This window comes from Aquimarina sp. ERC-38, from assembly GCF_026222555.1.
GTDB lineage: Bacteria > Bacteroidota > Bacteroidia > Flavobacteriales > Flavobacteriaceae > Aquimarina.
Genome location: NZ_CP098511.1, coordinates 4346353 through 4359442 on the forward strand (window position 1 = coordinate 4346353; position 13090 = coordinate 4359442).

The window sequence follows — 13090 nt, forward strand, 5'->3', positions numbered from 1 at the left end:
TATCAATTAATGGCAAAAATACTTCCATTTAAAGCAGTACGCCCTCCGCGAGATAAAGTAGCTCTGGTAGCTTCGCGCTCTTATCAAAGTTATACTCCCGAAGAACGGGATTCCCGTATGGACTATAACCCGTATTCTTTTTTACATATCGTTAACCCTGGATATAAGTTCCAACAGGAAATTTCCGGCGAACAGCGATACACTTTGGTTCGTAATCGATATTTAGAGTTTAAGGAAGAAAATACCTTGCAACAGGATGCAACAGCTATGTATTATATCTACAAGATTATTAACCGTGAAGGAGAGTCTTTTTGTGGGATTATTGCTGCAGCCAGTACTTCGGATTATGAAAATAACGTAATTCGTAAACATGAAAACACACTTTCTGAACGAGAAACGGTTTTTAAAGATTATTTAAAAACTGTTGGTTTTAATGCAGAACCGGTTCTACTAACTTATGCGGATAATAAAGAAATACAAAATGTACTAGAGCAAATTTGTAAAGAACGTCCGGAGTATGAATTTACCACTACCTATAGAGATACCCATTATCTGTGGATGCTAAGCGAACCTGTAACTGTCGCGATTATAGAACAAATTTTTGATAAAATCCCGGTATTGTATATAGCGGATGGACATCATCGGTCGGCTTCCTCCTATCTACTTTCTAAGGATATTTCCGAAAACTCAGATGGAAAAAAGAAAGAATCGTATGATTATTTTATGAGTTATCTTATCCCGGAATCCCAGCTTCGTATTTACGAATACAACCGTCTGGTAAAAGATTTAAACGGATTGACCAAAGAAGCATTTTTAATAAAACTTGACTTCTGGTTTCGTATTGAAAATCGAGGCCTGGAAGTTTATCAGGCATCCAAAGAACATCATTTTAGTATGTACCTAGATGGCGAATTTTATTCGTTATACTTACGTAAAACTAGATATACCTTTGATAACGCACTTGACAAACTGGATGCCCAGATTTTATTTCAGACAGTATTGGACCCAATTCTGGATATCAAAGATTTACGAACGGACACCCGAATTGAATATTCACATGGTAAGAATGGTATTGTATATATTAAAAGCCTAGTAGATAAAGGTGAATTTGCCGTGGGATTCCACCTTTTTCCAGCAACTGTCGAACAAATGAGAGCCATTGCAGACCAAGGACTAGTTATGCCTCCTAAAAGCACGTACATCGAACCGAAATTAAGAAGTGGGGTCACGATTTATGAGTTTTAAATTTTAATGAAATTTCATTTTAACTGATACTTTTGAACAACTAATTAGAAGAAAAGTTTAAATTCAACACATAAATGTGACAGCTTAGCTGTTGATAAAAAGCCCCTACCATAGTTTTAGCCCTAGGGCTAAAACTATGGTAGAGTAGCGAAAAATCTCATACCTTTGGGTTGGAAAACTTAAAGAATATAAAGCATTTAACGCTGGAGGAAAATTACAAAATATCAGTACTTGCAAAACTTGAAATAAAAAAAGTGAAATAGCCCAGGAGTTAGGTCGAAGCCGTTCTACTATATATGCTTTATTTGTGTAATCAGGGAAAAAAGTACTAGAAAAGAGGCGGTAAGCAGGTGGGTAGGGGGTGCATCCCTAATAGAAGGGACATAACAGAACGCCCCCCAGTAGTAGACAAAAAAGAAAGGATAGGTGACCTTGAGATTGACCTGGTGATAGGTAAAGACCATAGAGGTGCCCTTGTCACTATAAATGATAGGGCTACAGGGATGCTAAGGATGGGACATATAGAAAACAAATCAGCCCGGGAAGTCCAGGTGAAAACGGAAGAACTACTGGAAGATTGGAAGCCTTTCATTAAAACTATTACCAGTGACAACGGGAAGGAGTTTGCAAACCATCAGGAAATAGCAGAGGAGCTTGACATTGATTTTTACTTTGCAAAACCCTACCATAGCTGACAAAGGGGTGCCAATGAAAACCTCAACGGGCTGATAAGACAATATTTCCCAAAAGGTAGTAGCTTTGCAGAGATAACTAAGGAAGCGGTAGAGAAAGTAGAAAACATTTTAAACAATAGGCCTAGGAAAAGGTTCGGGTATAAAACACCCAATGAGGTATACGCAACTTTTATCAACAAAACGCAAACTGTCGCATTTATAACTTGAATGTAGGTATGATAACTATCTACTCCACATTCTCAATCCCTAAGTGAAAAATTATAAATAACAATAAATAAAAAAGACTGCCCAAATAGTTTTTAGACAGCCTCTTTGTTTTACTAATAGCAAACACACATACCTCTCCAAATATAACCTCCGGTAGAACCACATCTTGAATAGCATACTCCAAAAGGTGAGGATGAACCACCTCCATTAATAGTTTTCTGTTCTGCTTTAGATAATACTTTTCCTAAATTTTTTAGATTTTTCATAATATAAATTAGTATAATAGATAAGTACTTAGTGAACATTTAAAGACACTCACATCTATGTCTATTTTTTACATATAAGGGGCTATATTCATTTTATAGTTTCATAAGTTTTTTATGAATATGAAAATTCAAAATTAGCAACTAATAAATCAATCAAATCTTCTACAAAATACAGCAAATCTTTTCTTTCATACATTTCAGGAAACGACCTCCCGTTGAGTAGAATTTTAGGTGTAAAGTTTATACCATTATTCTCACACCATTCCCTTTCCTTTTCTAATATCTCAATTACATTTTTAAAATTTAAAGGTTCATTCCATTTAGAAAACCATTCCTTGACTTGGACTCCTTCGTATATGGAGTGTATTGCTTCTTTAAAAAGTTTCTCACCTTCGACATGGTAAATTTCTATTAGTCTACTCGTAACTTTTACCAAGTCACTCTGCTCATTTTTTGTACTAATATTGAATAAAACAGTAATTTGAACATTTTTGTCATATGTTTCTAAAATATTTTCCACCAAATAATGAGCTGATTTACAATGTACACAAAACGGGTTAGTAATTAATGTAATATTGAGAGGAGCATTTCTATTACCAAAAACTATTTTAGATGAATTAATACTACTCATATCTAAGCTTTTAGAGTTTTGCAAAATAGCATTAAACAACTTAAAGTTCTTTTTAAATTTTACTGATTCAATTTTCAGTTTATTAAACTTCTGATTTTTTTTCATACTTGAAAAAACAAGAAGCCAAATACTAATCATACTAGTTAAACTAAAAGCGAATATTAGAATAGATACTATACTGACTGTATATTCAGAAATCTCAAAATTAGGTAATAGTATTAATTGAGCTAATAATACCGTAACAATACTTAAACAAAGTACACACCATTTGTGTAAAATGAATGCTTGATAATATAAAGAATAAATTATCGCAGGTATTGAAGCTATGCTAAGGTAGATAAGTAAAATTGGGCTTATTCCTGTAAGACTAAATAAAAACCATATAATGCATATTGTAGAAAAGTAAATTAAGCTAATTTCACTTATCTTAATATCCTTATAAATATATGATCCTTTAGAATTTAAAACAGATCCACAGCTTACTTTTTTACTATCTTCAGAACAAACACCACTAATAAATTTAGCATCACCATTAATTTCATATTGAACAATTAGTAAACTAGTTATAACGCCAACTAATGAAAGAAGGAAATGAAAACTTTCATAAAAGTTATTTTTAGTAATTAATACTAAAATAGCAAGTGATAGCATCGAAAGATAAAAGAAAGGCTTGGTGTAGTTCTTCTTGTTCTTTAATAAAACATTTTCAACTGCCTCAACGATAACTACAACTCCAGTAAATTGAAGTAGAAAATCATCAAAAGAAATAGTTTTTGATATTTTTTGACTAAATATTAATGTATAATCTGAATTTTTATTAATAACAAGAGCAAACCTAGTACCTTCCGAAGTCTTTACTTGTGCTATAAAATTTGAAGGGAGTTGAGATAATGTTGTTTTATCTAAAGGTAACTCAATTGCTAAATTTTGAATCTTAAAGTGGGTTAATACACCAGTTATTGCATGCAGACTTGGGTATGAAGGATGACTTTCAACTTGAAAAATTAATTCTTCAGAATCAATTTTCACTTTATTTTCTTGAAGCAACCTCTCTATAACGTATGCAATTGAGTTTTTCAAGTTGTATTTAATTAATATTACTTAAACTATTTAATTCCCTTAATTTATAAATTAAAAATATTTTTTTTTATGGGAAAAACCTATTTAAAAAATATAATAAAAACATAAAATTATAGAAATAGTCTTAACTATTGAATTACCCTCTTCTGAAAATTCTTTAAATATCCGCAAAGCCTCATAATCCTGTAATGTTAGCAATGACTAATCTTTCGAAGAGTTCATCTTTGAAGTACCTTCAATTAAGTTTGTAGACAAATTCATTAAGGTAGAGCTGTAGGTACTTGCCTTTAATTTTATGGTAGTTAACCAGTAGGTTCCTTTTAGCATTGCTAATAAAGATGTGTACCCCTTTAGTGTTTCTTTGGTAGATTTTTCTGTAATGTGTAGCTCTACATAGTCTGCAATATCAATGTACGAAGTACTCTCATCGGTAAATTCAATACTTTTTTCATCCAGTGAGCCTTTTATGGTATCTTTTACTTCTTGGGATTTGTGGGTGTTAAGTACCTTTGCTTTAAAATAGCGATCTTGCTTGGATACTTTCCCTATGTTCGGATCTTCTAAAGGGGTGCTCTCAGACATTACCGCTACGTTTTGTTTGCCCGCTGTACCACGGCCACGTTTTGCCTTAGATTGCTCTAACTCTGAGGGTTCAACAGTAAAATAACCTTCGTTCATCTCTATCATTCCTTCTAGACTATATCTAGCATCACGGTTGCCCATTGCTATTCGTAGTTTATGAGTCATTGCCCAAACAGGTTCATAACGTTTTAACCCTAATTGGCGTTACATTTCTTTGGATGAAAAACTTTTCTTTGTCGTACTCATTAAAAACATAGCCCGGTACCATATTAAAAAAGAAAGGTTAGAGTTTTGCATGATCGTACCACTTCGAAGTGAGGTACGGCTACGGCAAGACTTACATTCGTAGCTCCACCTGCTTTTGATCCAGTAGTGCTTATCACCACCACACCTATGGCAAATTACCCCAATCTTATCACATTGTTCTTTAAAATGTTCCCTACAGGTGTCTTCATCCCCAAAGTGGGCAGTAAAAGTAAATATGTTCATGTCTGCTACTATCTTATAATCAATACAATACACAAAATTATAGGCAATTATGGATATTCAAAAATTAAAATAACAATTTGGAACTAGACTTCTAAAACAGTAAACTAATATAAATTTTAAAAGAAGTTATGATCTCTTTTAATTATCTGCTATTTTTACGGGATTGTCAAAACCAAAAACCTATGTCGGTAACACCGGTACTTCATCTATCTAAAGCTTCTATTTATCAAAGAGATAATCTAATTTTATCAGACGTAAATGTTACGGTTCATAAAGGTGATTTTGTATATCTGATTGGTAAGACCGGAACCGGGAAGAGTAGTTTTATGAAAACCCTGTACGGTGATATTCCGTTTACAGAAGGTGAAGGGACTATCGTGGATTTTGATTTATCTACGTTAAAAGAAAGTCAAATTCCTTATTTACGAAGAAAATTAGGGATTGTATTTCAGGATTTTAAATTATTAAATGACCGGACGATAAAAGATAACTTGCTTTTTGTATTAAAAGCAACCGGTTGGACGGATCAAAAAGGTATGTCTAGTAAAATAGATGAGGTTTTAGGTAAAGTAGGAATGAAAACCAAAGATTTTAAGTTCCCTTATCAATTATCCGGCGGCGAACAACAGCGAATTGCTATCGCCAGATCCTTATTAAATGATCCGGAATTAATTTTGGCTGATGAACCTACCGGGAATCTTGACCCTCAAACTTCGGTGGAAGTGATGGAGGTATTACAAGAAATAAATAAAAACGGAAACACTATTTTAATGGCTACGCATGACTATGCTTTGTTATTAAAATATCCCTCTAAGACCTTAAAATGCGAAGGCAATAAGGTGTTTGAAGTAGTACAGCGTAAAGAATAATTAATCCCATTTACTTTGAGACTACTAACCCCAGATGATTTTATTGATGTTTACGTAAAACTAAAACAAAGGGGGTTTGGTTTTATACGTTCTAAATTTACTACAGATTCTTTGGAACGAACAAAAAGTGCATTTAACGATACGGATATACAAACATCTAATTTTTGGTCCATCCCAAAAATAAAAGAACGATGGAATCTAAAGATTACCGGGAATTCCGGATTTCGTTACGAAGACTTTGTAATGCAAGAATTTTTTGAAGAAAAACATAACCTAAAAATGTTGTCTCTAGGAAGTGGTAGCTGTGATCATGAACTGTATTTTGCTCACTACAAAAACTTTGCAAAAATTACTTGTGTCGATATCAATGACCTCCTTTTTGAACAAGCGAAACAAATTGCTTTAGATAGACAGCTAGAAAATATGGAATTTGTATTGAAAAGCATCTACAATATGGACTTTAAAGCTGAAACCTACGATATCATATATTTCCATGCATCCTTACATCATTTTGAAAAATTGGAGGATTTATTAGGTAATCAATTAAAGAATGTATTAAAAAAAGAAGGTAAGCTGATCATCAATGAATTTGTTGGTCCGGATCGTTTACAATTTCCAAAATATCAAATTCAGGCAATTAATAAAAGTCTGTCAAAGATACCTGCTAAGTACCGAATACGTTTTAAGACTTCGCTTATCAAAAAAAAAGTGACCGCACCAGGATGGTTACGGATGTATATCGCAGACCCATCAGAGTGTGTAGCTTCCAGCCAAATACTCCCAATCATCTATAAACATTATAATAAAATTTACGAAGCTCCCTATGGTGGTAACCTGTTAATGTTAGTTTTTAAAGATATTGCGCATCATTTTATAAAAACGGATAAAGAGAAGGAAGCGGTTTTACAGGAAATTTTTAAGGAAGAAGATCAATATTTGGAAGTGTACCCCAGTGATTTTATTTTTGGGGTTTACGAAAAGAAGAATTTACACTAATCTAACACCCTACTTGTTTCTGAAGGAAAAGTAGCTTTAATGTATTGATCAATTAGTAATAGCAGTGCGATAAACAAAGTCCAGTGATGATAGAAGATATATCGGTTTTCAGAATGGGAAACCAAACCAAGTAATAAAAGGCTACAAAATGTACAAAGTGTAGTAAAAACAAAAAATAAACCTATTTTATTCCTAGGGTTTTTAAAAAGTAAAAACACCCCAGTTATCAAAAGAGAAAAGTATAGCAAGAACATTTTAGTATTTCCTAGTGCATACCTAATATTTTGAATATAAAGCACTGTCCACTGCTTATAATTATCGATCAGTAATGGCCAAAACATACTCTTAAATAATTGTTCAGCTTCCAGTAAGCGGTCTTTCCTACTCTTATTGGGATCAGTGAACTGGTTTACCGCAATTTCATGTAACGTTTGATTACAAATTCGGGAAAACCTGGTTTGGTAGAGTCCATAGAGTATGTAGTAATCAGTTTCAGGTAAAGAAGAAGCTAATAGTTGTTTACGCTTTAATTCAGCCATTGCGGTGGTAAAAAACTGTACTTCTTTATCTGAGGTAAATAATTGTACATCTTTTTCATCTGCTACAAAAAAAGCAGCCGCCGCCGGCATATGGGCACCAGGCATATTGGTAAAAGTACCAAAAGCAATATAATTAAATGTTCTTTCAAAAAACGTGGTAACCACAGGTAAACATATGATGGTAAGAAGTAAGAATAAGTACTTTTTATGTTTGGACTTATACCATAGAAATGATATAAGTATGATTAAGACCGGTACCATAGCTAAAAACTGGTTACGGGTAATGATAAGTAGAAATAACACCAACAACGCTTTTGTAAAATATTTATTTTTTTCCTGTATTAAAAATTGAAGTGTATATACATTAAAAAGTAAAAATAGAGGATACGTTAGTGCCTCTGTTAAAATTTTATTTGCAGTGAGATAGGTAGATACCAAAGGAGTAATAAAAATAACTAATACAATAGTAGAAAATACTGAGTTCAGGTTAAAAAGTATGGTTAATCTTTGGGTAGCAAAAAGGCATACAGAAAGATTAAAGATTAATTGAGCTATTAATAGAGGAATCTCGAAATAATTACCAAAAACCGAAGTAAAAAAGGAAGCAAAAAGCATATATCCGGGGGATCGGCTAAAGATAATTGTGGTGAATGCTAAACTATCCGGGTCGTATAAAATACCGGTAAATAGGACTTTTACAATGACTATAAGTACAATTAAAGATTTAAAAATTACATCCCATTGACTAAACAGTTTTTTCATTCCGGATTTTTCTTTGCGTCTGGTTTATGATAAACATGTGGGTTTTTTACAATGCCTTTGCTAAAGACCTTGCGAACCGCCATACGTAGTTGCGCATCTATCTTTAATAACTGATTCTGGAAGCTTTGCCCGGGTCTGGCTCTAAAAGTAGTTACATGAAAACTTTCTTTGTTGTCTAATGGATGATTAGAAAAATAATAATTAGAAACACAACAACGCACTCTATCGGTAGTAACCTTACTTACGGAGTGCCAGGATTTTTTATGCGTAGCCATAATCACCAATCGGTTAAACCGTGCATCTATGGTTAAGGGTTTTCCTTTTACCCCATTAGGCCAGAGTTCGAGGTTTCCCCCATTTTTCGGATTCCAATCCGGGGTTATATAAAACAATAAATTTAAAACACGCCATTGTTTTCGGTCTTTATCATGTGAATTATCCAGATGAGGTTGTAGATAATTACCTTGTCCCATCATAGAAATACCCCCTGCATACAAATGACTATCCGGGTATACCTTTTCTAACTTACAAATGGAAGCAATAAGGTGAACCACCTTAGGTTCTTGGAATGCATAAATCACCTCCTCTAGTAGAGGATCGTATTGATCCATCTGGGCCGCCACGTGTTTAAACTCTTTTAAACTCTTTTTTTGCCTGGTTTGAGATATATTCGGAAACTTGTTGAAAATCCGGAGTGTTATTTCTTCAGGTAGTAAGTCATCTATAAAAAAATATCCGATATCATTCGAGGAAGTGGCAAACTGTTCTTTTAGTTTGTCTTCCTTATCTTTGATAGCTTTATAAATAAGTTGACTAATTTCAAAACGATTCATCCTGACGTTTTCTTAACAAGAAAATTAAAAATAACTATATTCTTTCAGTAATCCTGTATGCTTTCTATTTTAATTCCTGTTTACAATTACAATTGTGTTGCTTTAGTAAAAGAATTACAGAAGCAGGCTGTAGAAACATCAATACCATTTGAAATCATTGTAGGTGATGACGGATCCAATTTATTTACTAAAGAAAATAAAGAAATCAATAATTTAAAGTTTTGTACTTTTATAGAAAATCCTAATAATATAGGCCGAAGTGCCCTGAGAAATAAATTAGCCAAATTAGCGCAGTATTCTTATTTACTTTTTTTAGACGCAGATACTTTTCCTGTTTATAAAACATTTATTACCAACTATTTAAAATCTATTACCCCTAAAACGGAAGTAATTTCCGGCGGGCTTCAATATGACAAGGCTTATACCCCAAAAGATCACGAAATCCTACGGTATACATTTGGAATGCACCGAGAAGAAATTCCTCTTGAAGTTAGGGAGAAGAAACCTTATGCTACTTTTTTAAGTTCCAATTTTTTAATAGCCAAAAAGCTTTTTAATACGGTTTCTTTTAATAGTACCATACCTAATTTAGCTTGTGAAGACATTGTTTTTGCTATGGATTTAAAGAAAAAAGCCATAGAATTAAAACATACGGATAATCCGGTATTTCATAACGGTTTAGAAACCAATGCTATTTTTCTACAAAAATCAATAGACTCTCTACGTAGCCGAAAATATATGGTTCAGAAAGGCCTGTTAGACCCTAATTTAACAAAAATTACTTCTTTGGCTAATCAACTGGAAAAATTTTGTATTTCGGGAATGATTAAAATAGTATACAGGTTATTTAAGTCAACCTTAAAACGAAACATACTTTCTAAAAACCCATCGTTGAAGTTTTTTGACTTTTACCGATTGGGTTATTATCTGTCGGATAACGAAGAAATTAATTAAAACAACATCAACTTACAGCAGATGTAATATGGAAGTAAGAAATTCATAAATCTAGCAGATTCCAACCACTCCTACTTTTTATAAGATAGAAAATCCGTAAAGTCCCGTATATAATCTTCTTCGTCAAAGGTTGCGGATGCTAATACCAGACAAACGGAACCTGATGAAAAATCTTCTAATTTTCTCCATATGCCCGGTACTAAAAGGAGTCCTTTGTCCGGTTTATTTAAAGAAATTTCTTTTTGCTCTTTTCCATCATGCAATAACACGGTAAAACTTCCACTTAAGGCTATAATAAACTGTTTCAGTTCTTTATGTGCATGACCTCCACGAACCGCATCACTCGGTACATCATATAGGTAATACACCCGTTTACTTTCAAAAGGGAGTATTTCCTTCTCAATTACTGCAATGTTACCCCGTGGGTCTTTAATTTTAGGAATTGTAAGTATTTTACAATCATCAATACGGGTGGTTTGAATTAGGTCCTTGATGTGAGCAGGTTTTTCCATTGTTTGGCAATATAATCCATTTTAAATTTTTCGACACTGGGTACAGTTCCTTTTTTACAGTTTTTATAAAAATCGGGCTCCTCCACCATTTTATTTAAAGCTCCTACAAATTGAACCGAATCTTTAAACGGAACTAAAACCCCGTTAATTCCGGTTTCTATTATTTCAGAGGGTCCGGATTTGCAATCTACTGCGACTACGGGGGTACCTAAAACAAGGGACTCTACTAATACCATTGGAAAACCTTCGAAGTTACTGGTTAGGGTCGTAAACAAGGCATTTTGGACATATGGAAAGGGATTTGAAGTAAAATCTTTAAATATAACGTGTTCTTCTAACTTTAATGAGCGAATCAAATTTTTGATTTTCACCTTATCCGGACCATCTCCCACTATCATTAATTTAATATTTTGTAATGGTAAAATAGAACGTTTATAGTTGTTAATTAAAAAAGTGTAATCCTTAGATTCATCTAGAATACGCCCGTATGACAAAATATAAGGTTGCTCCTCTTCTACTGTAAATGCATTTGCCTGTTGATAAATTTCAGTATCAAAAGCATTATAAATACAAGATATTCTTTTAAATCCGTAGATATTAGAAGCATGTGCTATACTATCTTTAGAAACACCCACGATATGCCTGGCATGCCTGTAAAGTATTCTGGTCAATGTTTTTTGCCTGGGAAAATAAAGAGATAAGTTAAAATTATGTAGCATAAAAATTGTCTTTCTCACAGGAAAAACAATACCATTGAAGATGATCTGTTTTAAAGTACTTTCGCGAGCTCTGGTATCTATGATGACGTCAAAGTTTTCCTCTTTTAATATGTGTCTAAACAACTTTGTTCTTAATACTTTACCGAGAAGTCCATTTTTTATTTTAAGTAGATCATCCAAAATAATTAATCTACCCGAATAACTGTAAGTTATAGTAGCAGAATCACTAATAAGAACCACATTGAAATTTTGATTTACCAGCATTTTTGATAAAATAGCACTTGACTTTTCAGCGCCCCCATCGGCTAAAGAAGAAACTACAATACCAATTTTCATTTTTAATTATTGATTTGAAGATTTATAAAAGTATTTTCTAAAAATAAAAACAATGACCATTAGATAAATTACAAAATTTCCTAAATGCGCCATGGAAGCTCCTACAAAACCAAATTCATCAATTAATATTGTACTCAAAACGTATAAACTGATAAAAGAAAGCAGTTCACTAATTACATATTCCCAAAACATCTTTTTGGCTAATAATTGACAGGCGATGGTGATGGCGATGATTTTTAATAAATCTCCTGATAATTGCCAGATAAACAAAGCTTGCATCGATTGAAAATCCTCAGTAAATAACAGAGAAATAATATATTTTTTTAAAATAAATAACAATGCAAACCCTACTATAAATACAGGAAGCACAGTTTTTAAAAATTTACCTACTTCAATTCTAAAAGTTGACGTATGATCAGCATTAGACAGTTTGGGTAACAGATATAGTGAGATTAAAGTAGTAACAAATAGCATGTACTGATTACTGATTCGCTGCATTGCTTCCCAAAATCCAGCTTTAGTCACTCCTTCTACCTGGGCAATATAATTGCGAATATAAATATATACCATAGGAAATATAATAGCAGATAACAACGCCATGATCCCGTATGCACTCAGGTTTTTTATATATTTTTTTGAAATTTTATTAGCTTTTAAAAAAACAACTAAATTTCGCTGATAAAGTATAATAGTTAAAGTAAGCAGTAAAGATATAGCAGGATTGATAACTAAGGCATATAAGGCGCCAAGCAAGGCGTATTGCCAGATTAAGAAAAAGGTAATTGTAAAACCTACAATACTACCTGCAATATTTAATATTATAAAAATCTTATATCGGGAAAAACCATTAATAATAGCCAGGCACATTATATTAGAAGCATAGAAAGGAAGTGCTATAGCAATATATTTAAATAATTCTGGGTTACTAAACGTTGAACCAAAAATCCATTGATCCCAAAAATCCGGCCAAAAATACATCCAGAATGACATGGACATGGTAACTACAAAACAGATATAATAAGAAGTAGATAGCATTGCTACCAGTTCTGTTTTATTCCTTTTCAATTCTGACACATACTTTACAAACCCATTGTAAAGCCCTAGAGTAGCTACCGTTTGTATGGAAGCTAAGAAATTACGGAGATTTCCTAAAATAGCCATTCCCTCCGCACCCAGATATAAAGCAATAATCTTGGAACTTGCAATACTACATAAAGAGGTAATCAGCACTCCCACCGAATTGACGGAACCTATCTTTACCAGGTTGTTTTTTCTAAAATTTTTTAATATTGGACGTAACAAGTTAAAACCCTTATCTTATTTAACTGAGTGTATGACAAATTTTAACAGTTAACTTTAAAACGTATCTCCCCTC

The 13090-nt window shown here is 32.9% G+C and carries 12 protein-coding genes and 1 pseudogene; 5 read left to right on the forward strand and 8 right to left on the reverse strand.

Annotated features, from left to right (window positions below; genetic code table 11):
• Nucleotides 1-9: 9 nt before the first annotated feature.
• Both NBT05_RS18020 and NBT05_RS18025 read left to right on the forward strand, forming a co-directional pair.
• Nucleotides 10-1245: a DUF1015 domain-containing protein gene (locus tag NBT05_RS18020; protein WP_265771290.1), complete on the forward strand. Its 1236-nt coding sequence runs from the start codon at nt 10-12 to the stop codon at nt 1243-1245.
• Nucleotides 1246-1595: 350 nt separating this feature from the next.
• The gene (locus NBT05_RS18025) at nt 1596-1940 is read left to right on the forward strand and encodes an IS30 family transposase (protein WP_265771291.1); all 345 of its coding nucleotides are present in this window, start codon (nt 1596-1598) and stop codon (nt 1938-1940) included.
• Between the two features lie 320 nt (nt 1941-2260).
• On the opposite strand, the gene NBT05_RS18030 is transcribed toward NBT05_RS18025, so the two are convergent.
• The 3 genes and pseudogenes from NBT05_RS18030 to NBT05_RS18040 all read right to left on the reverse strand — a co-directional run bounded on the left by NBT05_RS18030 (nt 2261) and on the right by NBT05_RS18040 (nt 5195).
• A complete protein-coding gene (locus NBT05_RS18030; RefSeq protein WP_265771293.1) occupies nt 2261-2413 on the reverse strand; it encodes a hypothetical protein in 153 nt (50 codons plus the stop codon).
• Between the two features lie 112 nt (nt 2414-2525).
• Nucleotides 2526-4124: a vitamin K epoxide reductase family protein gene (locus NBT05_RS18035; RefSeq protein ID WP_265771294.1), complete on the reverse strand. Its 1599-nt coding sequence runs from the start codon at nt 4122-4124 to the stop codon at nt 2526-2528.
• Between the two features lie 235 nt (nt 4125-4359).
• A pseudogene (locus NBT05_RS18040) lies at nt 4360-5195 on the reverse strand (IS1595 family transposase).
• A gap of 182 nt (nt 5196-5377) precedes the next feature.
• On the opposite strand from NBT05_RS18040, the gene NBT05_RS18045 reads away from it, so the two are divergent.
• Nucleotides 5378-6064, forward strand: a complete 687-nt coding sequence (locus NBT05_RS18045) for a cell division ATP-binding protein FtsE (RefSeq protein ID WP_265771295.1) — start codon at nt 5378-5380, stop codon at nt 6062-6064.
• Nucleotides 6065-6079: 15 nt separating this feature from the next.
• On the forward strand, nt 6080-7060 hold the full coding sequence (locus NBT05_RS18050) for a class I SAM-dependent methyltransferase (RefSeq protein WP_265771296.1): 981 nt from the start codon (nt 6080-6082) through the stop codon (nt 7058-7060).
• Here the strand turns inward: NBT05_RS18050 and NBT05_RS18055 are convergent.
• Both NBT05_RS18055 and NBT05_RS18060 read right to left on the reverse strand, forming a co-directional pair.
• On the reverse strand, nt 7057-8361 hold the full coding sequence (locus tag NBT05_RS18055; protein WP_265771297.1) for a hypothetical protein: 1305 nt from the start codon (nt 8359-8361) through the stop codon (nt 7057-7059). The genes NBT05_RS18050 and NBT05_RS18055 overlap by 4 nt on opposite strands.
• Nucleotides 8358-9194, reverse strand: a complete 837-nt coding sequence (locus tag NBT05_RS18060) for a 2OG-Fe(II) oxygenase (RefSeq protein ID WP_265771298.1) — start codon at nt 9192-9194, stop codon at nt 8358-8360. Before NBT05_RS18060 ends, NBT05_RS18055 begins: the two co-directional genes overlap by 4 nt.
• A 57-nt stretch (nt 9195-9251) precedes the next feature.
• On the opposite strand from NBT05_RS18060, the gene NBT05_RS18065 reads away from it, so the two are divergent.
• A complete protein-coding gene (locus NBT05_RS18065; protein ID WP_265771299.1) occupies nt 9252-10148 on the forward strand; it encodes a glycosyltransferase family 2 protein in 897 nt (298 codons plus the stop codon).
• A gap of 71 nt (nt 10149-10219) precedes the next feature.
• On the opposite strand, the gene NBT05_RS18070 is transcribed toward NBT05_RS18065, so the two are convergent.
• The 3 genes from NBT05_RS18070 to NBT05_RS18080 are packed head-to-tail and all read right to left on the reverse strand — an operon-like array spanning nt 10220 to nt 13017.
• Nucleotides 10220-10660, reverse strand: coding sequence for a sugar 3,4-ketoisomerase (locus NBT05_RS18070; RefSeq protein ID WP_265771300.1), 441 nt, complete (start codon nt 10658-10660; stop codon nt 10220-10222).
• On the reverse strand, nt 10630-11715 hold the full coding sequence (locus NBT05_RS18075) for a glycosyltransferase (protein WP_265771301.1): 1086 nt from the start codon (nt 11713-11715) through the stop codon (nt 10630-10632). The genes NBT05_RS18070 and NBT05_RS18075 overlap by 31 nt, the downstream gene beginning before the upstream one ends.
• Before the next feature lie 6 nt (nt 11716-11721).
• Entirely contained in the window at nt 11722-13017 is a 1296-nt protein-coding gene (locus NBT05_RS18080) for an O-antigen translocase (protein WP_265771302.1), read from the reverse strand.
• Nucleotides 13018-13090 lie beyond the last annotated feature (73 nt).

What these genes read in the sequence shown, in the direction of transcription:
- NBT05_RS18045 (WP_265771295.1), top strand. Translation starts at nt 5,378, where the DNA reads ATGTCGGTAACACCGGTACTTCATCTATCTAAAGCTTCTATTTATCAA.
- NBT05_RS18030 (WP_265771293.1), bottom strand. Translation starts at nt 2,413, where the DNA reads ATGAAAAATCTAAAAAATTTAGGAAAAGTATTATCTAAAGCAGAACAG.
- NBT05_RS18065 (WP_265771299.1), top strand. Translation starts at nt 9,252, where the DNA reads ATGCTTTCTATTTTAATTCCTGTTTACAATTACAATTGTGTTGCTTTA.
- NBT05_RS18070 (WP_265771300.1), bottom strand. Translation starts at nt 10,660, where the DNA reads ATGGAAAAACCTGCTCACATCAAGGACCTAATTCAAACCACCCGTATT.
- NBT05_RS18020 (WP_265771290.1), top strand. Translation starts at nt 10, where the DNA reads ATGGCAAAAATACTTCCATTTAAAGCAGTACGCCCTCCGCGAGATAAA.
- NBT05_RS18055 (WP_265771297.1), bottom strand. Translation starts at nt 8,361, where the DNA reads ATGAAAAAACTGTTTAGTCAATGGGATGTAATTTTTAAATCTTTAATT.
- NBT05_RS18060 (WP_265771298.1), bottom strand. Translation starts at nt 9,194, where the DNA reads ATGAATCGTTTTGAAATTAGTCAACTTATTTATAAAGCTATCAAAGAT.
- NBT05_RS18075 (WP_265771301.1), bottom strand. Translation starts at nt 11,715, where the DNA reads ATGAAAATTGGTATTGTAGTTTCTTCTTTAGCCGATGGGGGCGCTGAA.